We start from the raw sequence: 26175 nt of genomic DNA on the forward strand, positions 1-26175 counted from the left end.
TCACTGCTTGCCTGGTCGACACGCAAGAGATCTGATGTCAGGCCCCCGGCGGGCGTGCATGGCGAGGACGCAGCGGCGCGAGAGCGAATTGAGGTAATCAGGTATTGACGCAGCCGCACATCAGCACCTAAGTCGATCGCGATCGAAAGCCGGAGTCCGCGCGTGATCATCGTCTTCATCGTTGCCGCCTTTGCCTACCGCTTCGCCATGCTCGCCGTCTCGATCCGCAACGAGAAGCGGCTGCGCGCCGACGGCGCCGCCGAATACGGCGCATCGGTGTCGCGCTGGCTCGCGATCGCCCATGTCGCCTTCTACCTCGCCGCCACGGCCGAGGGTCTCGCCCGTGATGCGCCGCTCGACGCCATCAGCCTCATCGGCTTCGGGATCTACCTGTTCGGCGCGGTGATGCTGCTCGTGGTGTCGCGATTGCTCGGCCGGTTCTGGACCGTCAAGCTGATGATCGCGCGCGACCATGCGCTGGTGACGCATCCGCTGTTCCGGCTGGTCCGCCATCCCAACTACTTCCTCAACATCCTGCCCGAACTGATCGGCTACGCGCTGACCCTGCACGCCTTCGTCACGCTCGTCGTCGGCCTGATCATCTATGCCGTGCCGTTCGCCTTGCGCATCCGGCAGGAGGAGACGGTGATGCGCGAGACGTTCGCGAGCTATTGATCAGGCGTGCCATCGGGCGACAGCGACCCGCCTGGGCGTGGCCGCTCGCCGCGCGCGCAAGCCAGGCCCGCCGAAAGCGCAATTTTCTCCAAGTCATGGGCGCGGCCACCGTGCGATAGCTCGGGTGACGACATCACCTGAAGGACGATCAGATGCTGAAGCGTGTTTGGCGCGGCTGGACAAGCCCGGCGAATGCAGATGCCTATGAGAACCTCCTCCGCTCGACCGTCTTTCCGGGCATCGTGGATCGGAAGCTCGACGGATTTCTGGGCATCGAGCTGCTGCTCAGGCCGATCGAGATCGAGGTCGAATTCATGACGATCATGACCTTCGCCGACCGGGACGCGATCGTTCGCTTCGCCGGGCCGGCGCATGAAACAGCCGTCGTGCCGCCGGCCGCGCAGAACCTGCTCAGTCGCCATGACAAGCAGGCCACGCATTACGAGCTGCGGACCACGTGCCGGCCGTGATCGAGACCGGATCGGCCAGCCGTGACCCAGGGCATCCGAGGCGACAAGCCGACCAGCGCTGTCAGCGTGCCCCAACGCTCCTCACGCCTGCAGGCTCGGCGCGACCTCGCGGGCGACCTGCACCAGGGCTGCGATCAGCGGCGTCATCGGATCGCGCTGCGGGATGACGAGGCCGATCTGGTAGTTGATCACGGGATCGACGATCGGGATCGAGCGCACCTTGTCCGCGAGACCGAGCGTCTCGGCCAGTTTGGCGGGCATCACGCTGGCCCAGCGGCCGGTCTTCACATGGGTGTAGAGCACCAGCAGCGAATTCGAGGTGAGCGTCGGCGTCACCTCGTTGCCTGCCGCGCGCAGTGCGCGGTCGATGATGCGGCGGTTCTGCATGTCCGGGGTCAGGAGGCACAGCGGCACCTGCCCGACCTCCTGCCAAGTCACCTGCTCGCGGTCCCCGAACATGCTGTCCGGCGCCGTCAGCAGGCGGTAGCTCTCATTGTAGAGCGGGATGGTTCTGACACGGCCGATCGGCTCGTTCTCGATATAGGTCAACCCGGCATCGACCTCGAGATTCTCCAAGAGGCCCAGAACGTCGGCCGACGTGCACGACATGATGCGGAACCGGACTTCCGGATGACGGGCGCGGAACGGGGTGGTCAGCGCGGCGACCATGCCGAGTACGGTGGGAACCGCCGCAAGCCGTATTTCCCCGGAGAGCTTGTCCTTGAGGCCGTTGATCTCCTGACGCATCGCCCGGAAGTCGCCGACGATCCGGCGCGCCCAATCCAGCGTGCGCTCACCCTCCGGCGTGAAGCCCTGGAACCGGGAGCCACGCTGCACCAGCATCACCCCAAGGATCTCCTCGAGCTGCTTGATGCTGGTCGACATGGTCGGCTGGGTGACCCCGCACGCCTCCGCCGCCCGGCCGAAATGACGCTCCTTGGCCAGCGCCAGCAGCAGTTCGAGCTTATCGATCAAGGTCGGCCTTCCAGCAGTTGAATAGCCAGGTTCCGCACGTTTTCGGCATTACCGGCCAGAACTCAACTCTACCACGTCGGCGAAGGCGCCGACATGGTAAAACACGCCCGCATCCTGTCCCGGGAATGCCTGTGTTCCGTCAACTTCTAACTATCTCTCGATTGCGTTTCGCTATCGCAGCACGGGACAGCTTTATTGATATCTTGAGCAATTCCAATTCAGATATGCGAAACGATTGCAGCGCATGAATCGGGATCAGGATGACGCCGGTGTACGAAACCTGGGAGACGGCGCGCGGCGCCGAAATCATCGCAGAGCACAGCAAGGTGGAGGGGGCGACCTTGCCAATCCTCCATGCGCTGCAGGAGGCGTTTGGCTATGTGCCGGAAGAGGCGATCCCGATGATCGCCTCCGCGCTGAACCTGTCGCGCGCCGAGGTTTACGGCGTGTTTACGTTCTACCATGATTTCCGTGCCAAGAAGGCCGGCCGCCACGTGCTCAAGCTGTGCCGCGCCGAGGCCTGCCAGGCTGCCGGTGGCGATGCGCTTGCGGCCCGTGCCGAAGCCAAGCTCGGCATTGCCCTTGGCAACACCACTGCCGATGAGCGCGTGACGCTGGAGCCGATCTACTGCCTCGGCCTGTGCGCCACCGCACCGTCGGCGATGCTGGACGGCCGCCTGGTCGGCCGGCTCGACGAAGCCCGCATTGATGCTCTCGTCTCGGAGGCCCAGCGATGAGCGTGCGTCTTTTTGTCCCGTGTGATGCCGGCGCGCTCGCCGTCGGCGCCGACGAGGTTGCGCAGGCCTTGCACAAGGCAGCGCTTGAACGCGGAGCCGAGGTCGAGATCGTCCGCAACGGGTCCCGCGGCCTGTACTGGCTAGAGCCGCTGGTCGAGCTGGAGACGGCGCAGGGCCGGTTCGGCTTCGGTCCGGTGACCGCTGACGACGCGCCGTCGCTGCTCGACGCCATCATCGCCGACAAGCCGCACAAGCTGTCGCTCGGCCTGACCGAGGAGATTCCGTGGCTGAAGCGACAGACCCGCCTGACCTTCGCCCGTTGCGGCATCGTCGATCCGCTCTCGCTGGACGACTACCGCGCCCATGGCGGCTACAAGGGCCTCACCCGCGCCCTGACGCTGACGCCGGATGCGGTCATCGCCGAGGTCACGACGTCCGGCCTGCGCGGCCGTGGCGGCGCCGGCTTCCCGACCGGCATCAAGTGGAAGACCGTGTCGCAGACCGCGGCCGATCGCAAATACGTCATCTGCAACGCCGATGAGGGCGACAGCGGCACCTTCGCCGACCGCATGCTGATGGAGGGCGATCCCTTCGTGCTGATCGAAGGCATGACCATCTGCGGCATCGCGGTGGGCGCCACCAAGGGCTACATCTACACGCGCTCGGAATATCCGCACGCGATCGCGACCATGGCCAAGGCGATCGAGATCGCTAAGAAGGCCGGCCTGCTCGGCGACAAGATCGCCGGCTCCAACTACACCTTCGATCTCGAGGTCCGCACCGGCGCCGGCGCCTATGTGTGCGGCGAAGAGACCGCGTTGATGGAGAGCCTGGAAGGCAAGCGCGGCGTGGTCCGCGCCAAGCCCCCGCTGCCGGCACATCATGGCCTGTTCGGCAAGCCGACCGTCGTCAACAATCTGCTGTCGTTCGCCGCCATTCCCTTCATCCTCGACGAGGGCGCCAAGGCCTATGCCGATTTCGGCATGGGACGCTCGCGCGGCACGATGCCGATCCAGATCGCGGGGAACGTCAAGTTCGGCGGCCTGTTCGAGACCGCGTTCGGCATCACGCTCGGTGAGCTGGTCGACGACATCGGCGGCGGCACCTTCACCGGCCGCCCGGTGCGCGCCGTGCAGGTCGGCGGGCCCCTCGGCGCCTACTTCCCGCGGGCGCTGTTCGATACCCCGTTCGACTACGAGGCGTTCGCCGCCAAGGATGGCCTGATCGGCCATGGCGGCATCGTCGTCTTCGACGACACTGTCGACATGTCGAAGCAGGCGCGCTTCGCGATGGAGTTCTGCGCCATTGAATCCTGCGGCAAGTGCACGCCGTGCCGTATCGGCTCGACGCGCGGCGCCGAGACCATCGACAAGATCCGCCGCGGCGAGCGCGTCGCCGAGAACATTGCGCTGGTCGAAGACCTCTGCGGCACTATGAAGCTCGGCTCGCTGTGCGCCCTCGGCGGCTTCACGCCCTATCCTGTGCTATCAGCGCTGAAACACTTCCGTGAGGACTTCGGGCCTCAGCAGCCGCGCCTGCAGGCTGCGGAATAGACATTCGGGAAAGGACACCGCCATGTCACTCATCCACGAAACCGATTACGGCACCCCGCGCTCCAAGTCCGAGACGATGGTGACGCTCACCATCGACGGCCAGAGCATCACCGTTCCCGCGGGCACCTCGATCATGCGCGCGGCCATGGAGGCCGGCACGCAGATCCCGAAACTGTGCGCGACCGACATGGTCGACGCGTTCGGCTCCTGCCGGCTCTGCCTCGTCGAGGTCGAGGGCCGCGCCGGCACGCCGGCCTCCTGCACCACGCCGGTGGCGCCGGGCCTCGTCGTCCACACCCAGACCGAGCGGCTGAAGAAGCTGCGCAAGGGGGTGATGGAGCTCTACATCTCCGACCATCCGCTGGACTGCCTGACCTGCGCCGCCAATGGCGATTGCGAGCTGCAGGACATGGCCGGCGCGGTCGGCCTGCGCGACGTGCGCTACGGCAACCAGGGTGAGAACCACGTGTTCGCCGACGCCTGCGGCGAGGCCAACCCGGCCTGGCTGCCGAAGGACGAGTCGAATCCCTATTTCACCTACGATCCCTCGAAGTGCATCGTCTGCTCGCGCTGCGTCCGCGCCTGCGAGGAGGTCCAGGGCACGTTCGCGCTGACCATCTCCGGCCGCGGCTTCGACAGCCGGGGTGTCGCCGGGCATGAGCGAGAGCTTCCTCGGCTCGGAATGCGTGTCCTGCGGCGCCTGCGTGCAGGCCTGCCCGACCGCGACCCTGACCGAGAAGAGCGTCATCGAGATCGGCCAGCCCGAGCATTCGGCGGTCACCACCTGCGCCTATTGCGGCGTCGGCTGCACCTTCAAGGCGGAGATGCGCGGCGAGGAAATCGTGCGCATGGTGCCCTACAAGGACGGCAAGGCCAATCGCGGCCATTCCTGCGTCAAGGGCCGCTTCGCCTATGGCTATGCGACCCACAAGGAGCGCATCCTCAAGCCGATGATCCGCGAAAGCATCGATCAGCCCTGGCGCGAGGTCTCCTATGACGAGGCCTTCAGCTTCGCGGCCCAGAAGATGCGCGGCATCCAGGCCAAATATGGCCGCGACTCGATCGGCGGCATCACCTCGTCCCGCTGCACCAACGAAGAGACCTATCTGGTGCAGAAGCTGATCCGCGCCGGCTTCGGCAACAACAATGTCGACACTTGCGCCCGCGTCTGCCACTCGCCGACCGGCTACGGTCTCGCCACCACCTTCGGCACTTCGGCCGGCACGCAGGACTTCGACTCGGTCGAGGACTCCGACGTGATCATGGTGATCGGCGCCAATCCGACCGACGCGCATCCGGTGTTCGGCTCCCGCATGAAGAAGCGGCTGCGGCAGGGCGCCAAGCTGATCGTGGTCGATCCGCGCAAGATCGATCTCGTGAAGTCGGCACACATCGAGGCGGACTATCACCTGCCGCTGCTGCCCGGCACCAACGTCGCGATCCTGACCGCGATGGCGCATGTCATCGTCACCGAAGGGCTCGTCAACGAGACCTTCGTGCGCGAGCGCTGCGACTGGAGCGAGTTCCAGGACTGGGCCGAGTTCGTCGCGCTGGAGAAGAACAGCCCGGAGGCGGTCGCCGAGATCACCGGCGTCGACGCAGCGACGATCCGCGGCGCTGCCCGCCTCTACGCCAAGGGCGGCAATGGCGCGATCTATTACGGCCTGGGCGTGACCGAGCACAGCCAGGGCTCGACCACGGTGATCGCGATCGCCAACCTCGCGATGGCGACCGGCAATATCGGCCGCCGCGGCGTCGGCGTGAACCCGCTGCGTGGCCAGAACAACGTGCAGGGCTCCTGCGACATGGGCTCGTTCCCGCACGAGCTGCCGGGCTACCGGCACATCTCGGGCGACGCGGTGCGCGACCAGTTCGAGGCGATGTGGAACGTCAAGCTCAACCCTGAGCCGGGCCTGCGCATCCCCAACATGTTCGACTCCGCGATCGACGGCACCTTCAAGGGTCTGTACGTGCAGGGCGAGGACATCCTGCAGTCGGATCCGAACACCACGCATGTCGTGCAGGCACTGTCGGCGATGGAATGCGTCATCGTCCAGGACCTGTTCCTGAACGAGACCGCCAACTACGCCCACGTCTTCCTGCCCGGCTCGACCTTCCTGGAAAAGGACGGCACCTTCACCAATGCCGAGCGTCGCATCCAGCGCGTCCGCAAGGTGATGACGCCGCGCAACGGCCTCGCCGACTGGGAGGTCACGATCGGCCTCGCCAAGGCGATGGGCTTCGAGATGAAGTACAACCATCCTTCCGAGATCATGGACGAGATCGCGGCGCTGACGCCGACCTTCACCGGCGTCTCCTATCAGAAGCTCGAGGAGATGGGCTCGGTGCAGTGGCCCTGCAACGAGAAGTATCCCGAGGGCTCGCCGATCATGCATGTCGACGGCTTCGTCCGCGGCAAGGGCAAGTTCGTGGTCACCGAATATGTCGCGACCGACGAGCGCACCGGCCCGCGCTTCCCACTCCTGCTCACCACGGGCCGCATCCTGTCGCAGTACAATGTCGGCGCCCAGACGCGGCGCACCGACAACGTGGTGTGGCATGGCGAGGACGTGCTGGAGATCCATCCGCACGACGCCGAGCAGCGCGGCATCCGCGACGGCGACTGGGTGCGGCTGACCAGCCGCGCCGGCGAGACCACCTTGCATGCGCTGATCTCCGAACGGGTGGCGCCGGGCGTGGTCTACACCACCTTCCACCACCCGCTGACCCAGGCCAACGTCATCACGACGGATTACTCCGACTGGGCGACCAATTGTCCGGAGTACAAGGTCACCGCGGTGCAGGTGTCGCAGTCCAACGGCCCGTCGGACTGGCAGAAGGCCTATGACGAGCAGGCCCGCAACTCGCGCCGCATCGCCCCGATCGTGGAGGCGGCGGAGTAGCATGACCGATGCAGTGCGCATCGCGGATCGTCTGGTCTGGCGCGACGGAGCCCTCACCGAGGGCCACCGCCGCGTGCCGGAGGAGACCGCGGTCGCACTGACCTATAATGGCGGCACCCAGGCCGTCATGATGGCGACGCCGCAGGATCTCGCCGATTTCGCCATCGGCTTCAGCCTCAATGAGGGTCTCGTCGCCAACCGCGACGAGATCGTCTCGCTCGATATCGTCGCGCTGGATGACGGCATCGAGCTGCGCATATGGCTGCCCGACGCATTGGCTGAACGCCTGGCCGAACGCCGCCGCAACATCGCGGGCCCCACCGGCTGCGGCCTGTGCGGCATCGACTCCCTCGCCGAAGCGGTACGCCCGGCAGCACATGTCGCGGCGGGCCGGCGCTTCGCGCCGCGTGACGTCATGGCCGCGCTGGCGGCGATCGAGCCGTTGCAGAAGCTCAACCACGAAACTCGCGCCGTGCATGCCGCGGCGTTCTGGACGCCGGCGCGCGGCATCGTCAGCTTGCGTGAGGATGTCGGCCGCCACAACGCGCTCGACAAGCTCGCAGGCCATTTGGCGCAGTCGCGCTGCGCCGCCAGCGAGGGCCTCGTGATCATGACGAGCCGGGTCTCGGTCGAACTGGTGCAGAAGGCGGCGGCGATGGGCGCGCCCGTGCTGGTCGCCGTCTCCGCCCCCACCGCGCTCGCCATCCGCATGGCCGAGGCCGCCGGCATCACGCTGATTGCGGTCGCCCGCAATGACGGCTTCGAAATCTTCACCCATCCCGAACGGATCGTCGCGAGTGCCGAGACCGGCGCGCGATCAGCACAGACGGACACGCCCCATGTCGCATAGCACCCACGACCGCCTGGTCTACATGGCCAACCAGATCGGCAAGTTCTTCCAATCCCAGGGCGGCGAGCAGGCCGTGAGCGGCGTCGCCGAGCACATCAAGAAGTTCTGGGACCCACGGATGCTGAAGAGCATCTTCGCGCATCACGACGCCGGCGGCGCCGGGCTTGATCCTGCGGTGAAAGAAGCCATCGGCCGGCTGAAGCAGGCGGCGGTCGCCAAGGAAAAAGCGTAGCCCGCAGCCCGATCGCTCGCGTTCGGCTATTCCTCCAAAAGGGACGTGAACACGCGGCGCACTTCGCTTTGTGTTTCACGCAGGCGCGCCTCGAGCGCCGAAAAATCCGGCGCGTCGCCGGCGCGGGCCAACACGCGCAGCAGGTCCTCGCCGGCCTGATCCGGCTTGAACTTATCGCTGACGCACAGCCGCAGGATCTGCGTCAGGTCATGATAGAGCCGCGCCGCATGACGCAGGATCACGGCATCGGCGCGCGGCAGCACGCCGAGCCGCTCGGCATGGTCGAGCACCTGCAGCGAGCTAACGTCGAGGATCTCCGGCTTGGTCGCGGCATGCACGAGCTGCAGATATTGCGCGACGAAATCGATGTCGACCATGCCGCCCGCGGCGTGCTTCAGGTCCCACAGATCCGCCTCGCCCTTCTCGGCCGCGATTGCCCGGCGCATGTCGGCGACATCACGCGCGATGGCAACCGGGTCGCGCGGCCGCCGCAGCGCGGTCTGGATGATCTCCTCGATGCGGGCGCGAAAGGCCGGTGAGGCGGAGATGACCCGGGCGCGCGTCAGCGCCATGTGCTCCCATGTCCAGGCCTCCCGCTCCTGATAATGCGCGAAGGAGTCGAGATGTGACGCGAGCGGACCGGCGCGGCCCGACGGCCGCAGCCGCATGTCGATGTCGTAGAGCACGCCGTAGTTGGTGCGCGATGTGAAGGCGGAGATCAGCCGCTGGGTGAAGCGTGCGAAATAATGCGCGCCCTGCAGCGAACGCTCACCGTCGGAATCCGGTTCGTCGGCGTCGAAGTCATAGAGCAGGATCAGGTCCAGATCGGACGACGCCGTCATTTCCCGGGCGCCGAGCCGGCCCATCGCGATGATCGCGGTTTCCTGGCCCTTGATGCGGCCATGCTGGGCAGCGAAGCGCTCCGTGACCAGACCGTGGACGGTGTGAACGATGCCCTCGGCGACATCGGCAAAGGCGGTGCCGGCCTGCTGCGCCGAGACGGTGCCGGAGAGAATGCGCGTGCCGATCAGGAACAGGCTTTCCTGGCCGAACAGCCGGAGCCGGTCGAGAAACTCTTCATAGGTGCCGGCGTCCTGCAGCGTCGTGGCGAGGCGCTGGGACAGTTCCCGCTTGTCCGGCATGGCGCCGAAAAAGCGCGGATCGATCAAGCCATCCATCAGCCGCGGCTGCCGCGCCAGCATGTCGCCGAGCCGCGGCGCAGCGCCGAGGACAAGTGCCACCAGCGCCACCAGATCGCGATTCTGCCCGAGCAGCGTGATGAGCCGTCCGCCGAGCTGCAGCGCCTGGAGAAAGCGGTCGAAGGCAACGACGGCGCGATCCGGCTCGTCAGCATGGGCGAGGCCATCAATCAGCGCCGGCAGGAACTCGGTGAAGCTGGCGCGCGTCGCCTCGGCCCGGAACACGCGATACTCGCCCGCCAGCCATTGCTGCAGGGTCTTGGCGACCATCACCGGATCGCGGAAGCCCAGCCCTGCAAGATGCTCCATCAGGCGCGGCTCGTCGGGTCCGGCGCCATAATTCACCGGCGGCAGGCTGACCGTACCGGTAGGATCGCCTTCGAACAGCCGTGCGTAATGTCCCTGCACGATGTTGAGATGGAACAGCAGATCGCTCGCAAAGCTCTCACGGCTCTCATAGCCGAAGAAGCAGGCGAAGCGGCTGACGCCCTCCGCGTCGTCAGGGAGGCTGTGGATCTGCTCGTCCGCCATCATCTGCAGCCGATGCTCGACCCGGCGCAGAAATTCGTAGGCCGTGGTGAGCTCGTCCCGCGCCTGCTCGGTGATCCACTTGCTGGCCGTGAGAACGCCGAGCGCCTGCAGCGTGGGACGCACCCTCAGCTCGGGATGCCGTCCACCAGCGATCAATTGCTGGGTCTGGGCAAAGAACTCGATCTCGCGAATGCCGCCGCGCCCGACCTTGACGTTGTGCCCCTCGACCGCGATCTCGCTGTGACCGCGATAGACCTGCATCTGCCGCTTCATGTCGTGCACGTCGGTCAGCGCCTGGAAGTCGAGATGCTTGCGCCAGACGAAGGGCGACAGCTCCGCCAGCATCGCCTCGCCGGCGGCGAGATCGCCGGCGCAGATGCGCGCCTTGATCATCGCCGCACGCTCCCAGGTGCGCCCTTCCCGCTCGTAGTAATGTAGCGCCGCCTCGGTCGACATCGCCACCTGGGTCGAGGCCGGATCCGGCCGCAGCCTGAGGTCGACGCGGAACACATAGCCATCAGCGGTGCGGCTCTGCAGCAGCCGGGCGAGCGCCTGGGTGACGCGGACGAAGAACGGCTGCGGCTCGATGTCGCGGGCCAGCGAATGGACCTCGGGATCGAAGAACACGATCAAATCGATGTCGCTGGAATAGTTCAGCTCGCCGGCGCCCATCTTGCCCATCGCGAGCACGAACAGGCCGCAGCCCTGCTCCGGATCGTCGGCATCGCGCGGCGCCAGCCGGCCGCGCACCGTTTCCTGCCGCAGCAGATATCGCAGCGCCATCTGCACCGCCGAGACCGCAACATCGGTCAGCGCCGCCGTCACCTGCATGACCGCCCAGACGCCGCCGATATCGCACAGCGCGATCAGCAGCGCTGCTTCCGATTTCAGCTGCCGCAGCAGGCGCATGACGTCGGCCTCGCTGATCGCGGCGAACACCTCGCGGCCGGTGCGGCTGATCAGCTCAGCCAGATGCGCCTGCGGCTCGGAACGCAACAGGCGCTCGAAGCGGCGGGCATCGGCGCGGACGAGGTCGAACAGATAGGGCGAGCACTCGGCAATGCCGAGCAGGATGCTCCGCGGAAAGCCCTCGGCCAGCAGCGCGCGAAGCGAAGCGGCCAAGGATGGCTCGAGCTCAGCGAGCCATTCATTGAGGCGATGTTCGGCTTTGTCGGGCGCACGGACATGCGGGCCGGAAACGAAACGTTCGGCCAGGATCTGCCCGTCCGCGTTTCCCGGCGCGGATGAGGTCATGCGGCCTTCTGTGGCACATCCTGTGTCGGCGCCGCAAGCTTCGCGGGCAGCCCGGCGCCCGCGGGCAGAACGAGGGTCGCGATCAACCCTGGCCTGGCGTCGCCAAGCCGCAATTCGCCGCCATGCAAGGTCGCAACCGCCGAAGCGAGACTGAGCCCCAGCCCGGAACCCGGCAAGGTGCGGGATGCCTCGAGCCGCACGAAACGCTCGACGGCGTGCTTCCGTTCGGCCTCCGGGATCCCCTCGCCATGATCGGTGACGCTGAGCAGCACCTGGCCGCCCTCGCGCCGCGCCTCGATCAGGATCTCGCGCGTCGTCGCCGCCGCAGTCGGATCGAGCGGCAGCGCCGCCGGCTTGCCGTATTTGATCGCGTTCTCGACGAGATTGGCGAGCGCCTGGCTGATCAGCTCGCGATTGCCATGCACCGGCGCCGCCGCCGCCTTGACGCGCAAGGTCATGTCATTGTCCTCGGCGAGCGGCTCGTACAGCTCGTGGATGCCGCCGGCGACGTCGGCCGCATCGAACTCGACCATGTCGCCGCGCGCCTGCCCCGACTCCGCACGCGCGATCATCAGCAGCGCATTGAAGGTCCGGATGAGGCCATCGGACTCCTCGATGGTGCGCTCCAGCGCGGCGCGATACTCGTCCTCGGAGCGCGACTTCGCCAGCGCCTCCTCGGCGCGGTTGCGCAGCCGCGTCAGCGGCGTCTTCAGATCATGCGCGATATTGTCGGAGACCTCCTTGAGGCCGGTCATCAGCGCCTCGATGCGCTCCAGCATCGCGTTGAGATTTTCCGCCAGACGATCGAGCTCGTCGCCGCTGCGTCCGACCGGCAGCCGTCCCGTCAGATCGCCGTCCATGATCCGGCGCGTGGTCCCGGTCATCGCATCGATCCGCTGCAGCACGCGCCGCGCCACGAAGATGCCACCGCCGATGCCGAGCACGACGACCACCAGCACCGACCATTGCGCCGCCTTGGCGACGATCCCGAACAGCCGCCGCCGCTCCTCCAGATCGCGCCCGATCAGAAGGCGAAAACCGCTCGACAGCTGCGTGACATAGACCAGCGCGCGATGGTTCTGCTCGCTGGAATCGTCGAGCCGGCGATAGAACGTCTCCGACCAGCCGGACGAGCCCATCACACCCGGGGCGAGCGAGCCGACATTGCCGGCGATCGCCTGCCCCGTCGGCGTGGTGATCAGATAGAGATTGGCGCCCGGGCGCAGCGCGCGGTTCTCGATGTTGTAGACCAGGCCGCGCAGGCCGCGATGGGAGAAAATGTCGGTCATCTCGCTGATCTCGGCGGTGACCGTGGTCGAGATCTGCTCCGTAATGAGACGGCGGGTGTTCCAGGCGAAATAGCCGAGCAGCGAGGCGGCAAACAACGCAAACAACAGCAGATAGACCAGCGTCAACCGGAACGCCGTGGTGCGGATCAGCTTACCAAAGGCCGTCACGAACCTGTCCTCAAAGCGCTCAAACTCCCGGCTGCAGCCCGAATAGGTCTCCAAACCTATCAAACGGGCATGCTAGCCAGAAGTGACAAAGCGTTCATGAACGGGGGCTCCGGCCCGTCAGGGTCCCCGAGTGACAACCGCAGACCTCCCACTGACGGGCGAACGCGAGCATGCGGCCTGGACATGGCCATGCCGGAGCCGCCTTCAATCGGCAGGGACGGCGGCCCGGCGCTTCAAGCCGTGAGCACCGCACGGCTCGGCGCACCGATCTGGGCCGCCAGGTCGGGGGCGACCCGGCCACTATCTCCGCGCTGATCGTTGTCGGATCAAGGTTGGAATGCGCAGCAGCGACGACAGCGGCGCAGCGTCGTGGCTGAGCAGAGGAATACCGAACGACGAGGTGCCCGGATTGAACCGCCGCAGCAAGGGCAGTCCGAGCAGCGCGGACAGCGCCAACGAACTGCGCGACAATGTGGGGACGTTCCAGAACTTCGCAAATGGCGTCGGATCGTCCAGCAACACCGGCATGTGCAGGATGCACGACATCGGCGTCGCCTCGTCCCATGGCATGACACGGCTCTCGGGTTCGGAAACTCCGGAGTCGATCGGACCGGAATTGCCGAGAATCTGAATAGCCCTGCCGCCGCCGGTGAAAGGCGCATGCACCGTCACCAGCGCCCCGCCCCTGCTGATGCCCTCGGCGTAGACCCGCGCGTGCGACTTCAGCACGTATCCCCGCATGATCGCCGCGACGATGTCATCGCTGGACTCGCCCGCGCTGTCGCGCGACACGAGATAGACTTCGGAATAGCCCTCTTGCTCGAGCGCCGCCTTGGCGTTCGCGGCCTGCGCAGGCGTGGCGTACATTCGGCTGATCGTCTGGCTCATGGCTTCTCCAATGCTCAGGTGGTCCGGACCCCTGCGTTGTCGGGCCTCACTCCCGCTCGCAGACGCCAATCCTGACCATCGCGATCGAGACGGGCCATGGTCAGCAGCGTGGCGAGCAGCATGATGATTTCCAGTGCGTAGACCGAAACATATCCGGTGGCCGCGCCCAGCGTGGTTGGCGGCGCAACGCTCGCAACCAGGTCACGCATGATCCCGCCGAGCGCGATTGCCACGCCCGCCGCGGAAGCCTGGACCGCTCCCCAGGCCCCGAGCGCGAGACCGGCCTGGTCTTGCGGCGCCAACTTCATGGTGGCGGTCAGGGTGCCATGACCGAACAGGCCTGCGCCGAAGCCGATCAGAAGCGTGCCCAAACCAAACAGCAGAGCGGAGGACAACGGCGCAGCCGCAATCACCGCGAGAAACGCCGGGATGCCGACCAGCGCACCGTAACCCGCCATCCGGAACGGATCGAAGCCGCGGCTCAAGACCCGCGATGCGAGTCCAAAGCCGGACAGGCCGCCGACAGCGAGCGCCGCCGTCAGCTTCGTCGTATCTCCGACCGTCAGATGCAGGATCTGCCCCCCATAGGGTTCGAGCAGGACGTCCTCCATGCTGAACGCCATCGTCCCAAGGCCGACGGTGATGAGCCGGCGCATCGCCTGTCCGCCACTCAGGTAGCTTTCCCAGGATTCCTGAAAGGTTGGCGTATGGGCGACCGTCTTGGTCGAGCGGCCGCGCGCCTCCATCTTCCACAACGCGATGGCGTTGAACACGAGGGTAGCGACCGCGGTCCCCTGGATCACCTGGATCAGACGCGCCGGGCTGAAATCCGCGAGCAGGATGCCGAACAACAGCGCGCTGGCCATCGTTCCGAGCAGCAGCATCACATACATCAATCCGACCACTTTCGGCTGCGACTCGACCGGCGCCAGATCGGTCGCCAGTGCGAGGCCGACGGTCTGGGTCGTGTGCAATCCGACACCGACCAGAAGAAAAGACAGGGCAGCGCCGAGCTGACCGATCCAGGCCGGCGCATGGCCAGCCTGCCCGCCGCCCGACAGCACCAGCAGTGCGAACGGCATGATGGCGAGACCACCGAATTGAAACATCGTGCCCTTGTAGATGAAGGGCACCCGCTTCCAGCCCAGTTCGGAGCGATGCGTGTCGGAGCGGAAGCCGATCACCGCGCGGAACGGAGCGAAGATCAGCGGCAGGGACAGCATGATCCCGACCAGCGATGCCGGCACGCCGAGTTCGACGATCATGACACGGTTGAGCGTTCCGATCAGCAGCACCAGCGACATGCCGACCGAGACCTGAAACAGCGACAGCCGCAGCAGCCGGGAGAGCGGCAGATCGGGGGTGGCGGCATCGGCAAAAGGCAGAAAGCGCGACCCCAACCCGATCCAGCCCTTCATCAGACTCTGGCTGACACGATTCATCATCTCTGAAACCATCCGAGCAGATGCGCGCCATCACTGCGGCTGAGCTGTGTCTCGCTCCCCCGCGAAAATGGCCGGGGTCCGTGGATCCCGGTCCTTTTTCATTGTCCGCGAACAGGCGCCGCCTATTTGTCGTCCAGCGGTGCGAGCGTGGCCAGCGAGACCTTGTCCGGCGCGCGGGTCGTCGTGTCTTCGGACGTCGCCTGAGCTTGCGCAGCAACGGGCGAGACCGTGACGACGAAGGAAGAGCCGACCCGCGCATTCTCTGCCGATACGGGAGCGACCGAGATGACATAGCCGGGCACGGCCTTCGCGTTCAGGGCCACCGGCGACACGGTTTCCTCAAGCGAGGCCTTCTTGGATTTGCCGCCCTCGAAGAAGGCCCCCATCCACGTGGTGTGCGTCAGCACCGTGTAGTGAACGCACAGCGACGTCAGCGCGACGCTTCCGAGAAAAAGCGGCAAGCCGATGGTGGGGTTGACCACGCACCAGATCCGACCTTGGTTCATGTCGGCCCCCTCAATGCAGCCAGGGCGAATAGATGTACGCAAGCAAGTGCGCGACACATGCGATCACGAAGAACACGCGAGCGCCGTCGATTACGTGCTTGTGCAATTCCTCCGATTCCGGGATCGTCAGCCCCGTCGGCCAAACTCTGTTGGGATCGTCCGGCATCACGTCACCTCCTGTATTGTCTCATGGTTGGTCTCTCGTGCTGAACCGTGTCGTCTCGCTTCACGCTCGCGAGCGCGTTGCTCGCGCCTGGACATGACAGCCGGTTCGATCCGGGCACGACGGTGCCTTCGCCGGCCCGCATGAGCAGCGTTTGTTGTCCAGAGTGACCGCAATCCCGCCTTGATCGAGTGTCCAAACAGAACCGCTGCCACGACGTAAATTCTGATTTACATACGTTAATGTCAATTATAATGGACATTCTGGACTGTCAGGATAATCCCGGACATTGAAACGCGCGGCGCGCCAGTGGGCACACGACGGATGCGGGATTAGCATTCACCGAAATCGTGAGACTGATGACAGCGATGGATCCGATCTTCGACGGCACGGCGAACGCTTCCATCTCCTGCGTCAGCGAAGCGGATTTGACGCTCTGCGACCGCGAACCGATCCACACGCCGGGCGCAATCCAGCCCCATGGCCTGCTGCTCGGGCTCGATCCTGACGAACTGCGGATCATGCATGCCGGCGGCGATGCGGCCGGCATGCTGACGGCGGCGCCGCAGACGCTGCTGGGAGACAGCGCCTCGCGGCTGTTCTCGCCCGACCAAACGCGACAGCTGCGCGCGCTCGCCGGCGGCGCCGGCACGCAGCGCGCGGTGCATGCCTTCAGCATCGCCGGACATTCCGAGGCGAGCGCCGACGTGATCGCCTTTCGCAGCGGCGCGGTGCTCGTGGTCGAAATCGAGCCCCGACGTGAGCAAGGGCCGGACAATCCGCTCGCGGCCGTCAAGGGCATGCTGCGCAACATCCAGCAGACGGAGACGGCGCCGTCGTTCTGTCAGGCCGTGGTCGATGAGGTCCGCAACCTCGTCGGTTTCGACCGGGTGATGTTCTATCGTTTCCTGGACGACGGCAGCGGCGCCGTCATCGCCGAGGCCGCGGCGCCGGACGTCGAATCCTTTCTTGGCCTGCATTATCCAGCTTCGGATATTCCAAAGCAGGCGCGCGAGCTCTATCGCACCAACTGGATTCGCGCGATCCCGGATGCGCGCTATGCGCCGGCGCCGATCCTGTCTCTCCCCGACGCGCCACCGGCCGCCGCGCTCGATCTCAGCCAGAGCACGCTGCGCAGCGTCTCGCCGATCCATCGCCAATACCTCGCCAATATGGGCGTGGTGGCGTCGATGTCGATGTCGATCATCATGCGTGGCCGGCTGTGGGGCCTGATCGCCTGTCACCACCGCGAACCGCGCTATCTGCCATACGGTTTGCGCGAGGCCTGTGAATTGTTCGCCGAGATGGTGTCCTCGCATCTGGAAGCCCGCCTCGCCGCCGAGAGCTTCGAACTGCAGAAGCGCAGCGCGAAGATCCATGAGGAGCTGCTCAACCGGCTGAGCCAGGAATCCGAGCTCGCCGCCGGTCTGATCCGGTTTCGGCCCAATCTGCTCGACCTCATTCCGGCCGGCGGCGTCGCCTTGTGGATCGACGGGCAGTTCACCAACATCGGAGCGACGCCGGATCGCGAGGCGACCGAGGCGATCGTCGGCTGGCTGAACGCGACCGTCAAAGAGGGCGTGTTTCAGACCGACTGCCTCGCCCTGCTCTATCCGCCCGCCGAACATTTCGCCGATGTCGCCAGCGGATTGCTGGCGTTGTCGGTGTCCAAGTGTCCCCGCGACTATGTGCTGTGGTTTCGCCCCGAGCTGGTGCAGACGGTCAATTGGGCGGGCAAGCCGACCAAGCCGGCGCAAGGCGGGCCGGACCACGAGATGCTGACGCCGCGGACCAGCTTCGCGATGTGGCAGGAGCTGGTCCGGCTGCACGCCTCGCCCTGGCTCGCGGCGGAGGTCGAAGCGGCGCACCGGCTCAGGGTGGCCCTGCTCGAGGTGGTGCTGCGGCGCATCGATCAGCTTGCGCGCGAGCGCGAGGCCGCCCGGCAAAGACAGGAGCGGCTGACGAGCGAGCTCAACGAGCGGCTGGCGCAGTCGGAGCGGCTCGCCCAGGCGCTGCGCAAGGAGACCGAGCTGCGCGCCGCCGTCGAAGGCGACCTCACCCAGGTGCTGCGCCGCACCGTGGCGGATCAGGAGACCGAGCGGCAGCGCATCGCCCGTGAACTGCACGACACGCTGGGCCAGTCGCTGACGATGCTGCAGCTCGGGTTGCAGGCGATCGGCCACGAGGTCGCCGACGGTGACAGGCTGCAGCAGCGGTTGGACGGCATGAAGACCATTGCGGACAACCTCGGCCGCGACGTCAACCGCATCGCAACCGAGATCCGTCCGAGCGCGATCGACGATCTGGGCCTTCAGAAGGCGATCGAAAGCCTGCTGGAAAGCTGGAGCGAGAACGCGGCCCTCAACTACTATCTGCATCTGTCGCCCAAGGACATGCGATTGCCGAAGGCCATCGAGGCCACGCTGTACAGGGTCCTGCAGGAGACGCTGACCAACGTGGTCAGGCATGCCGAGGCGCGCAAGGTCGGCGTGATCCTCAACGTCACCGATCGCGAGGTGAGCATGATCGTGGAAGACGACGGCCGCGGCTTTCCTGCCGATGCGGACGACCCCACGGCCAGCCCGGCGATGCGGCTCGGACTGCTCGGTATCCGCGAACGGCTTGCGCTGGTCGGCGGCTCGCTGGAAATCGAATCGTCGCCGGGACGCGGCACCACCGTCTTTGCCAGGGTGCCGCTGTGATGACGACGGGCCAGGAAATCCCGATGGACGAGCCGCAGACATCTGCGCGCATCCGCGTGTTCTTTGCCGACGACCATCCGATCGTGCTCGACGGCATCAAGGCGCTGATCGCCGAGGACGCGCAATTGGATCTGGTCGGATCGGCGCCCGACGGACCGACCGCCCTGCGGCGGGCGATCGACCTGCGGCCCGACGTGGTGGTGCTCGACCTCTCGATGCCCGGCATGAGCGGCATCGAGGTGGCGCGGAAGCTGCTGGCCGCCTGTCCCAGCAGCCGCGTGCTGCTGCTGACCGTGCACGAGGACGCCGCCTATTTCCGCCAGGCGCTCGAAATCGGCGTCGTCGGCTATGTCCTGAAGCGGACGGCCACCGAGGAGCTGAACCGCGGCATTCACGCGGTCGCCGCCGGAGCGGTCTATCTCGATCCCGCGATCGCCGACCGCGCGCTCGGCGCGGCGGCCCGGCAGATCCCGATCCGCGCCGACGCGCTGTCCGGCGTCGAGCTCAGCTCGCGTGAGATCGAGGTGGCGCAACTGACGGCGGCCGGCTACAGCGCCAAGACGATCGCGCTGAAATTGCGGATCGGCGTCAAGAGCGTCGAGACCTACAAGAAGCGCTGCATGACCAAGCTCGGCTTCCAGAGCCGGGTCGAGCTGATCCACTATGCCATCGGCAAGGGCTGGCTGAGCGCGCCGTGAGACGTTGACGGGTCTGCAGCCCGCCATCGCCGATCACCGCAAGCCGTCGCGGATCATGTAGCCCGCACCGCGGATGGTGTGCAGCAGCGGGCGGTCGAACCCCTTGTCGATCTTGGAGCGCAGCCGCGAGATGTGGACGTCGATCACGTTGGTCTGCGGATCGAAATGATAATCCCAGACGTTCTCCAGCAGCATCGTGCGCGTGACCACCTGCCCCGCATGCTTCATCAGATATTCGAGCAGGCGAAACTCGCGCGGCTGCAGCGTCAATTCGTCCTTGCCGCGCGCCACCCGGTGAGAAAGACGGTCGAGCTCGAGATCGCCGACCTTGTAGGTCGTCTCCTCGGCCGGACCGCCATGGCGGCGCGACAGCACCTCGACGCGGGCGAGCAGCTCGGCAAAGGCGTAGGGCTTCGGCAGATAATCGTCGCCGCCGGCGCGCAGGCCCTTGATGCGGTCGTCGACCTGGCCGAGCGCCGACAGGATGAGAACCGGGGTGCGGTTGCCCTTGTCGCGCAGCGCGCCGATCAGGGACAGGCCGTCGCGCTTGGGCAGCATGCGGTCGACCACCAGCACGTCGTAATCGCCGCTCTCGGCCATGGCGAGGCCCTCCTCGCCATCGCCCGCGAGATCGGCGACATGCCCGACTTCGCGGAACGCCTTGACCAGATAGTCGGCGGACTCGCGGTCGTCTTCGATGATCAGGAGGCGCATTGCGGAAACGGGGGCGGCGGTCACGGTTGGATGTCCATCTACATGGCCCGGCCGCCGCTTCCGTGCAAGGCGGCCCGCGCCGGGGGGTTAATCAAACAGGAAAGGGGGCGGTGAAGCTGGGGGACTTCACCGCCCGAGTTCCTTCCGACGGAGGGGGGCGTTGTTCCAACCGGAAGGTTTACGGGAGCGGGACTTAGGCCCGCCCCCAGGAAGAGCCGCCGACGCGGGGGCAACATGCCGGCGACCCTCCATCTCGTGAAAGCCTCAGCCCTTGGCCAGCGGCACCGCGACGAAGCGCGACTGGCCGCCGCTCTTCACCCGCATCAGCACGCTATTCTTGTTGTCGTTGCGGGCGGCATTGATGGCCTCGCGCACGTCACCGGCCGAGGTCACGCTCTTGCCGGCCACTTCGAGGATGACGTCGCCTTCCTTGAAGCCGCGATCGGCCGCGGCGCTCTTCGGATCGACCTCGGTGACGACGACACCTTCCTTGCCGGCGCCAGCCACGCTCGACGCCGGAGCGACGGTCATGCCGAGCTTCGGCACGTCGGCGCCGCGGGTCGGGCTGGAATTGTCGCCGCCGGTATCGGCCTTGGCCTCGATTGTGTTCGGCAGCTTGCCGAGCGTCAGGCTGATGGTCTTCTCCTGGCCCTTCTGCAGCACGTTCAGCTTCACCGACGCGCCGGGCGCGAGACCGCCGATGGTGCGGGCGAGCTCACGCGCGTCCTTCACCGGCTCGCCATTGACTGAGGTGATGACGTCGCCGGACCGGATGCCCGCCTTCGCCGCCGGACCATCGGCCTGGGGCTCGGCGACCAGCGCGCCCTCGGCCTTCTTCATGCCCAGGCTGTCGGCGATGTCCTGCGTCACCGGCTGGATCTGCACGCCGATCCAGCCGCGGCTGACCGAGCCATTGTCCTTGAGCTGCGCGATCACGCTCTTGACCGTCGAAGCGGGGATCGAGAACGCGATGCCGACGCTGCCGCCGGACGGGGAATAGATCGCGGTGTTGACGCCCACGACATTGCCGTCGACATCGAACGCCGGACCGCCGGAATTGCCCTTGTTCACGGGCGCGTCGATCTGGATGAAATCGTCATACGGGCCGTTGCCGATGTCGCGGCCCACGGCCGAGACGATGCCGGCCGTCACCGTGCCGCCGAGGCCGAACGGATTGCCGACCGCCAGCACCCAGTCGCCGATGCGCGGCTTGCCGTCGGCGAGCTTGGCGAACGGGAAGTTCGAGCCGCCCTCGACCTTGATCAGCGCCAGATCCGTGCGCTGGTCGGTGCCGATGACCTTGGCGCTGTAGGTCTTGCCGTCGTCGGTCGTCACCTCGACCTTGTCGGCGCCGTCGACCACGTGATTGTTGGTCACGGCATAGCCATCGGCGGAGATGAAGAAGCCGGAGCCCTGCCCGGTCACCGCGCGACCGCCACCGCGGCCGCCGCGGCCCGGCATGCCGGGAATGCCGTTCTCACCACCGAAGCGGCGGAAGAAGCGCTCCATCGGCGAGCCCGGCTGGAACGGCGTGTCGTCGTCGCTGTCGTTCTTGGCGACCTTCTCGGCGATGTTGACCTTGACCGAAATCACCGACGGCTTCACCCGCTCCACGATGTCGGCAAAGCCGACCGGGCGCGCGACCTTGCTGACCTCATTCGCCACCTGCGCATGCGCCGAGGTCGAGAACAGGTCGAGCGGCGCGCCCTGCGGCGACAGGCCATAGGCGGCGACGCCGAGTCCCGCGACCACGGAGGCCATCAGCGCGAATTTGCGCGCCGAGAACAGCCCGCGCCGGGGCTGGCGATAGGAGGGAAGCGAGGACAGGTCGGTCAGACGTTCAGTCATACGGTTTTCTCCGCAAGCGATTTTGGTCAAGGTCAAAACTTGGGTCCCGGGCTATTCGCCCCGTTCGCCAGTGAAGATGGGGCTCGCCGCCTTACGGCGTGCTGGCTGCGGCGTTAAACTTCTGTAATGGACGGACATGAAGACTGCGGCAGAATGGCGCAGATCGCAGGCCGCGGAAGAAAAGAGTTGCAGTTTCAATCGCTTGCCGCAGTCCCGCCAGCCCCACCGCTGCCATCTCTGTGACCGCCCGACCAAAGTCGTAGCGCACCTCCCGTCCGTTCGCCGGGCGGGTTCGCCGCAGACGTAAACCCACCAGACCCAACCGCCTGGCCAAAACGGCACATGACGCTGGCGCTCATCCGCCCTCCCCATTCCGGCTGCGTCCAGCCCCCCGTGGCCAGCATCAGCGAAGCGACATGCGGGGATCACCGACGCCGTCACTATCGCGCAAGCTCCCGCCCCGCCCTCCCCTGTCATTCCCCGCGAAGGCGGGGAATCCAGTACGCCGTGGCCTCTCGGCTCAACCACGACCACCTCGGAGTCCTCGATCCTCCGCCTTCGCGAGGGCTTTGCAGAAGTTGGGCCGACAAGGTCTAGGGGCGGCCATGTCTTATTCGAGTAGATTAGCTCTCGAAGCATCGAAGACGATGCAGGGCCGATGGGCCCGGCACCTGGGTTAGACAGGGTGCAGGGTGATCCACCGCTTGAGGTTCATGGCTGTAATTGCGAGGTAGAAGGCCGCCGAATTCCGGGCGAGGCCGCGGTGTCGTGCCCGCGAAAAGCGATAGGTTTTCTTCAAGAGCGCAAACAGCGGCTCGACCGGCGCCCGGAGATAGGAAATCAACTCATTCCGGCGGGTCATCCATGGGCGCATCGGGTGCCAACGGTTGGCTCGGCGTGCGATTCCATCGCGGATACCGAGAGCCTTTAACTTCTCGCGACGAGCATTGCTGTCATAGGCCTTGTCAGCATAGACGGTCTTCTCGTCTCCGCAGATCAATGCGTTGGCAGGTACGGAATCGTTGATATTGGCAGGCGTGAAGGTCGCCCGCCGAATGATGCGGCTGCCTTGATCCATTGCGACATGCGCCTTGTAGCCGAAGAAATATTTACCTTCCTTCTTCGTCCAGGCGGCTTCCGGATCGAGGGGGCTTCTGATCAGCTTGCTCGCGGGTCTGCCGTCGGCGTCTGGAGGTGAAGGAGTATCCGGCGGTTCGGGCGCATTGACGGCCGACTTGACCAGCGAGGCGTCGATTAGGGTGCCGCGCTTCAGAACAAAGCCGGACGCCTCGATTTGCGCCGTGATTAAGGCAAAGACGCGCTCGGCCAATCCGCTCTTGGCCAGTTGCTCGCGGAAACGCCACAGCGTGGAATGATCTGGTACCCGATCGGACAGGGACAGCCCCAGGAAGCGCCTGAACGACAGCCGATCGACCAAGGCTTCCTCAAGGCCCGGATCAGACAGGCCATACCATTGCTGCAGCAACAGCGCCTTCAGGAGCGCCAGCGAAGGATACGCTGGCGCGCCCATGGACCCGCTGCGCAAGACACTCAGCAGCGCCTCGACAGCACTCCAATCGACCAACTCCGCTACGCGCTGCAATCCGGCATTCGCGCGCACAGCATCTCTGACCAGGTCATCGGTAAAGCTCAATTGGCCGATCTGCCGCTCCGCCATGATCTTCTCCCGCGAATCTCCATCAGAAGAGAACCATCTGGCTGGACTTATGCAAAGCCCTCGCCTTCGCGGAAGATGACAGCCGCGTGCGAGGCACCCTGCCCGCCCCAATCTCCGTCATTGCGAGCGCAGCGACGCAATCCAGGGCTCAGCAAGGACTCTGGATTGCGTCGCTCCGCTCGCAATGACGCGGAGAGATATTCCGATCCACACGATCAAACAGCACGTGGAGATGCACACCATCACCCTCGCGACGCATTCCACGCCCGAGCCATGCCCGACATCTCACCCTCACGGCGAGGGCGCAGGAAAGGCCGGGAGCTCGCCGCTCCCATGGCCCCCGTGCAAACAGAAAGCACGGGGTAGGAACCACAGGTTCGGCGGAGACATCCCGGCCTTCCCTGCGCGATGGTGTTAACGCTTATACGTGATCTCCCCGGGGACCGGCTGACTTGCCCCCGTCGCCTGGCGGATCATCACCGCCGGCTTGGCCTCAGCACCGGGAGGCCAGGACCACACGATTTCACGTCCGCGCTCCGCCGTTCGTCGGCGAGGCCAAGCCCCGCTGCAGCAGCCCGCGTCCATCGCATTCCGCATCCGACGTCCGTGACGATCGCGATACGCCCCCTCGGTGGAACGGAATGGGCGGAAGATAGGGGTGATTTGGGGCGGGCGCCAAACGATTTATGTTTTTCGGAATACCTTGACGGATTTTCGGAAATCGGGGTGATTTGGGCGACGGGCACAAGAGGCGTCGAGCTCGAATTGCGCTGCCGGTGTGGCGCGAGCGGCTGGCCCATCCTCCGCTGTCATCCCTGCGAACGCAGGGATCCATACTCCGCAGCGGTTGTTGTGAAACAAGGCTTGTCCGACATCTCGTCCAAACAACATCTCCCTGATTTTATGGGTCCCGGATCGGCGCGTGCTTGCCCAACAACGCTCCGCGTTGCCGGGAGCACGCTTATCCGGGACAACAGTGGAGGGCTTGGTGAGGGCGTCGTGTTAGGCGTGCGTCGGACACGCGCGATCTCAACTCATGACGCCGGATCGTCGGGCGGCTCAGCCGAAGGCGTTAGCCGCCGCCCTTGAATCTTGTCTGGCTGCCCCTCAGCGATACAGATGAGCTCAACACACTCGGGCGTCATGCGCGGGCTTGACCCGCGCATCCAGCTCCCGCGCAAGCGGAAAAACGTGGATGGCCGGGTCAAGCCCGGCCATGACGGTGGAGAGAGGTGAGCCTCACAGCATAGCGAAGACGTCGATCAGCGTCACTCGTCGCCCGATCAGCTCGCCTTCACGCTGATGATGAACGCGTCGACCTCGCGCTTCAGGGTTTCCGCCTGCTGCGAGAGGTCGCCGGCGGCGTCGCGGGCGTCGGTGGCGAGGCGGCCGGTTTCGGCCGAGGTGGAGGTGATCTGGGCGATATGGTTGGAGACATCGAGGGTGCCTCGGGCGGCTTCCTGGACGCTCTTGGAAATGTCCTGGGTGGCGTTGCGCTGTTGCGAGGTGTCGACCTCGATGCCGGACATGATGGCGCTGATCTCGCTGAGCGTGGTCGAGATGCCGTCGATGGCGCCGCGGGTCTCCGCGGTGATGCCCTGGATGCTGGCGACATGCGCCGAGATCTCGTCGGTCGCCTTGCTGGTCTGGTCGGCGAGGTTCTTCACCTCCGAGGCGACCACCGAGAAGCCCTTGCCGGCCTCGCCGGCGCGCGCCGCCTCGATGGTGGCGTTGAGCGCCAGCAGATTGGTCTGCGCAGCGATCGCCTGCACCAGCTGCACCACGGTGCCGATCTTCTCGGCGGCATCCGACAGCGAATGAATCGTGTTCTTGCTCTTCTCGGCCTGCGACGCGGCGCCCTCGGCGCGCTGGGTGGCGTCGGAGACGCGGCGGCTGATGGTGCCGATCGAGTTCGTCATCTCCTCGGTCGAGCCGGCCACCGTCTGCACGTTGCGATTGGCGTGGTTGGCGGCGGCCTCGACCGCGTTCGCCTTGGCCGAGGTGTCATTGGCGGCGCGCGACAGCGTCTCGGCATTGCTCTTCAACCGCACTGCGGAGGACGCGACGCTGCTGACGACGCTGGCGACGAGCTCGTTGAAGGAGTGAATGCGGCCGTCGAGATAGCGCGAGCGCTCGCCCTGCCGCTGCGCCTCCTGCAGCTCGCGTTCGGTGAGGCGCTGGCGCTCGATGCCGTTGGTCTTGAACACCTCCAGCGCGCCGGCAAGCTGGCCGATCTCATTGCCGAGGCCGAGGCCGGGGATGCGCGTGTCGTATTTCTGGTCGGCGACGTCGCGCATGGCGCTGACCATCGCCGCGAGCGGACGCAGGATGCCGTTCTGCACGGCGGCATAGGTCATCAGGCAGACAGCGCTGGCGAACACCGCAATGACGACGCAAGCGGTGATGAAATAGGAGAAGGCCGACTGCGCCTGCTGATAGGTCAGCATCGCGTGATCACGCGCCGGGCCGCTCAGGGCCGCGAAGTCGGCGGACAGGCTGGTGATCTGGTTGTTAAGATAGAGCACCGCGATGAAGCCGGTGCCGCCGCCGATCGCCAACAGCAGCAGAAGCGAGGCGACGACGCCCCCCACGAGGAAGCGGATGGTCAGATTGCTGTTGGAGAACATTGGCTTTGCCCGGGAACGTCAGACGGAATGTCTGACGCACGTTTCCAGACAAAGGTAAAATAAGCTGAAA

18 protein-coding genes and 2 pseudogenes are annotated in these 26175 nt (G+C 65.9%); 9 read left to right on the forward strand and 11 right to left on the reverse strand.

What is annotated here, in order from left to right:
* The first annotated feature begins 162 nt into the window (after window positions 1-162).
* Together ACVIJ6_RS34750 and ACVIJ6_RS34755 are read left to right on the forward strand one after the other, a co-directional pair.
* On the forward strand, window positions 163-675 hold the full coding sequence (locus ACVIJ6_RS34750) for an isoprenylcysteine carboxyl methyltransferase family protein (RefSeq protein ID WP_456776430.1): 513 nt from the start codon (window positions 163-165) through the stop codon (window positions 673-675).
* A gap of 152 nt (window positions 676-827) precedes the next feature.
* Window positions 828-1145 carry an antibiotic biosynthesis monooxygenase gene (locus tag ACVIJ6_RS34755; protein WP_456776431.1) on the forward strand — a complete coding sequence of 106 codons (318 nt, stop codon included), beginning with the start codon at window positions 828-830 and terminating at the stop codon, window positions 1143-1145.
* Window positions 1146-1226: 81 nt separating this feature from the next.
* Here ACVIJ6_RS34755 and ACVIJ6_RS34760 read toward each other — a convergent pair whose 3' ends face one another.
* Window positions 1227-2120: a LysR family transcriptional regulator gene (locus ACVIJ6_RS34760; RefSeq protein ID WP_456776432.1), complete on the reverse strand. Its 894-nt coding sequence runs from the start codon at window positions 2118-2120 to the stop codon at window positions 1227-1229.
* A 260-nt stretch (window positions 2121-2380) separates the two neighbouring features.
* Here ACVIJ6_RS34760 and ACVIJ6_RS34765 point away from each other — a divergent pair, with 260 nt between their 5' ends.
* The 5 genes and pseudogenes from ACVIJ6_RS34765 (at window position 2381) to ACVIJ6_RS34785 (ending at window position 8395) form a co-directional block, all read left to right on the forward strand.
* Window positions 2381-2857, forward strand: a complete 477-nt coding sequence (locus ACVIJ6_RS34765) for a formate dehydrogenase subunit gamma (RefSeq protein WP_456776433.1) — start codon at window positions 2381-2383, stop codon at window positions 2855-2857.
* Window positions 2854-4410, forward strand: a complete 1557-nt coding sequence (locus ACVIJ6_RS34770) for a formate dehydrogenase beta subunit (protein WP_012043226.1) — start codon at window positions 2854-2856, stop codon at window positions 4408-4410. Before ACVIJ6_RS34765 ends, ACVIJ6_RS34770 begins: the two co-directional genes overlap by 4 nt.
* Before the next feature lie 22 nt (window positions 4411-4432).
* A pseudogene (gene fdhF / locus ACVIJ6_RS34775) lies at window positions 4433-7313 on the forward strand (formate dehydrogenase subunit alpha).
* A gap of 13 nt (window positions 7314-7326) precedes the next feature.
* Window positions 7327-8163: a formate dehydrogenase accessory sulfurtransferase FdhD gene (gene fdhD, locus ACVIJ6_RS34780; RefSeq protein ID WP_456777146.1), complete on the forward strand. Its 837-nt coding sequence runs from the start codon at window positions 7327-7329 to the stop codon at window positions 8161-8163.
* On the forward strand, window positions 8153-8395 hold the full coding sequence (locus ACVIJ6_RS34785) for a formate dehydrogenase subunit delta (RefSeq protein WP_012043223.1): 243 nt from the start codon (window positions 8153-8155) through the stop codon (window positions 8393-8395). Before fdhD ends, ACVIJ6_RS34785 begins: the two co-directional genes overlap by 11 nt.
* 26 nt (window positions 8396-8421) lie before the next feature.
* Here the strand turns inward: ACVIJ6_RS34785 and ACVIJ6_RS34790 are convergent, their stop codons facing one another.
* From ACVIJ6_RS34790 to pufB, 6 genes and pseudogenes are all read right to left on the reverse strand, one after another.
* The gene (locus ACVIJ6_RS34790) at window positions 8422-11379 is read right to left on the reverse strand and encodes a bifunctional [glutamine synthetase] adenylyltransferase/[glutamine synthetase]-adenylyl-L-tyrosine phosphorylase (RefSeq protein ID WP_456776434.1); all 2958 of its coding nucleotides are present in this window, start codon (window positions 11377-11379) and stop codon (window positions 8422-8424) included.
* Window positions 11376-12836, reverse strand: a complete 1461-nt coding sequence (locus ACVIJ6_RS34795) for an ATP-binding protein (RefSeq protein ID WP_456776435.1) — start codon at window positions 12834-12836, stop codon at window positions 11376-11378. The genes ACVIJ6_RS34790 and ACVIJ6_RS34795 overlap by 4 nt, the downstream gene beginning before the upstream one ends.
* Window positions 12837-13136: 300 nt before the next feature.
* Window positions 13137-13724, reverse strand: a complete 588-nt coding sequence (locus tag ACVIJ6_RS34800; protein WP_456776436.1) for a hypothetical protein — start codon at window positions 13722-13724, stop codon at window positions 13137-13139.
* Between the two features lie 14 nt (window positions 13725-13738).
* Window positions 13739-15166, reverse strand: coding sequence for a PucC family protein (locus ACVIJ6_RS34805; protein WP_456777147.1), 1428 nt, complete (start codon window positions 15164-15166; stop codon window positions 13739-13741).
* A 329-nt stretch (window positions 15167-15495) separates the two neighbouring features.
* Window positions 15496-15675 (reverse strand): annotated as a pseudogene (locus ACVIJ6_RS34810) (light-harvesting protein); the annotation flags it as partial.
* Between the two features lie 10 nt (window positions 15676-15685).
* Window positions 15686-15841 carry a light-harvesting antenna LH1, beta subunit gene (pufB, locus tag ACVIJ6_RS34815; RefSeq protein WP_008963656.1) on the reverse strand — a complete coding sequence of 52 codons (156 nt, stop codon included), beginning with the start codon at window positions 15839-15841 and terminating at the stop codon, window positions 15686-15688.
* 365 nt (window positions 15842-16206) lie between these two features.
* Between pufB and ACVIJ6_RS34820 the strand changes: the two genes are divergently transcribed.
* Window positions 16207-18540 carry a GAF domain-containing protein gene (locus ACVIJ6_RS34820; RefSeq protein WP_456777148.1) on the forward strand — a complete coding sequence of 778 codons (2334 nt, stop codon included), beginning with the start codon at window positions 16207-16209 and terminating at the stop codon, window positions 18538-18540.
* 23 nt (window positions 18541-18563) lie between these two features.
* Entirely contained in the window at window positions 18564-19238 is a 675-nt protein-coding gene (locus ACVIJ6_RS34825) for a response regulator (RefSeq protein ID WP_456777149.1), read from the forward strand.
* Window positions 19239-19271: 33 nt separating this feature from the next.
* Here the strand turns inward: ACVIJ6_RS34825 and ACVIJ6_RS34830 are convergent, their stop codons facing one another.
* The 4 genes from ACVIJ6_RS34830 to ACVIJ6_RS34845 form a co-directional block, all read right to left on the reverse strand.
* Complete coding sequence (locus ACVIJ6_RS34830; protein ID WP_009031474.1) at window positions 19272-19952, reverse strand: response regulator transcription factor; 681 nt, start codon at window positions 19950-19952, stop codon at window positions 19272-19274.
* Between the two features lie 264 nt (window positions 19953-20216).
* Complete coding sequence (locus ACVIJ6_RS34835) at window positions 20217-21800, reverse strand: Do family serine endopeptidase (protein ID WP_456776437.1); 1584 nt, start codon at window positions 21798-21800, stop codon at window positions 20217-20219.
* A gap of 676 nt (window positions 21801-22476) precedes the next feature.
* Window positions 22477-23478 carry an IS5 family transposase gene (locus ACVIJ6_RS34840; protein ID WP_456772279.1) on the reverse strand — a complete coding sequence of 334 codons (1002 nt, stop codon included), beginning with the start codon at window positions 23476-23478 and terminating at the stop codon, window positions 22477-22479.
* A gap of 1283 nt (window positions 23479-24761) precedes the next feature.
* The gene (locus ACVIJ6_RS34845; RefSeq protein ID WP_456776438.1) at window positions 24762-26105 is read right to left on the reverse strand and encodes a methyl-accepting chemotaxis protein; all 1344 of its coding nucleotides are present in this window, start codon (window positions 26103-26105) and stop codon (window positions 24762-24764) included.
* Window positions 26106-26175 lie beyond the last annotated feature (70 nt).

It is taken from the genome of Bradyrhizobium sp. USDA 4369 (assembly GCF_054056435.1).

Excerpts from the sequence above, each read along its gene's own strand:
- ACVIJ6_RS34755 (WP_456776431.1), top strand. The coding sequence starts at position 828 with ATGCTGAAGCGTGTTTGGCGCGGCTGGACAAGCCCGGCGAATGCAGAT.
- ACVIJ6_RS34765 (WP_456776433.1), top strand. The coding sequence starts at position 2,381 with ATGACGCCGGTGTACGAAACCTGGGAGACGGCGCGCGGCGCCGAAATC.
- ACVIJ6_RS34770 (WP_012043226.1), top strand. The coding sequence starts at position 2,854 with ATGAGCGTGCGTCTTTTTGTCCCGTGTGATGCCGGCGCGCTCGCCGTC.
- ACVIJ6_RS34785 (WP_012043223.1), top strand. The coding sequence starts at position 8,153 with ATGTCGCATAGCACCCACGACCGCCTGGTCTACATGGCCAACCAGATC.
- ACVIJ6_RS34790 (WP_456776434.1), bottom strand. The coding sequence starts at position 11,379 with ATGACCTCATCCGCGCCGGGAAACGCGGACGGGCAGATCCTGGCCGAA.
- ACVIJ6_RS34800 (WP_456776436.1), bottom strand. The coding sequence starts at position 13,724 with ATGAGCCAGACGATCAGCCGAATGTACGCCACGCCTGCGCAGGCCGCG.
- ACVIJ6_RS34805 (WP_456777147.1), bottom strand. The coding sequence starts at position 15,166 with ATGAATCGTGTCAGCCAGAGTCTGATGAAGGGCTGGATCGGGTTGGGG.
- pufB (WP_008963656.1), bottom strand. The coding sequence starts at position 15,841 with ATGCCGGACGATCCCAACAGAGTTTGGCCGACGGGGCTGACGATCCCG.
- ACVIJ6_RS34820 (WP_456777148.1), top strand. The coding sequence starts at position 16,207 with ATGGATCCGATCTTCGACGGCACGGCGAACGCTTCCATCTCCTGCGTC.
- ACVIJ6_RS34825 (WP_456777149.1), top strand. The coding sequence starts at position 18,564 with ATGGACGAGCCGCAGACATCTGCGCGCATCCGCGTGTTCTTTGCCGAC.
- ACVIJ6_RS34830 (WP_009031474.1), bottom strand. The coding sequence starts at position 19,952 with ATGCGCCTCCTGATCATCGAAGACGACCGCGAGTCCGCCGACTATCTG.
- ACVIJ6_RS34835 (WP_456776437.1), bottom strand. The coding sequence starts at position 21,800 with ATGACTGAACGTCTGACCGACCTGTCCTCGCTTCCCTCCTATCGCCAG.
- ACVIJ6_RS34840 (WP_456772279.1), bottom strand. The coding sequence starts at position 23,478 with ATGGCGGAGCGGCAGATCGGCCAATTGAGCTTTACCGATGACCTGGTC.
- ACVIJ6_RS34845 (WP_456776438.1), bottom strand. The coding sequence starts at position 26,105 with ATGTTCTCCAACAGCAATCTGACCATCCGCTTCCTCGTGGGGGGCGTC.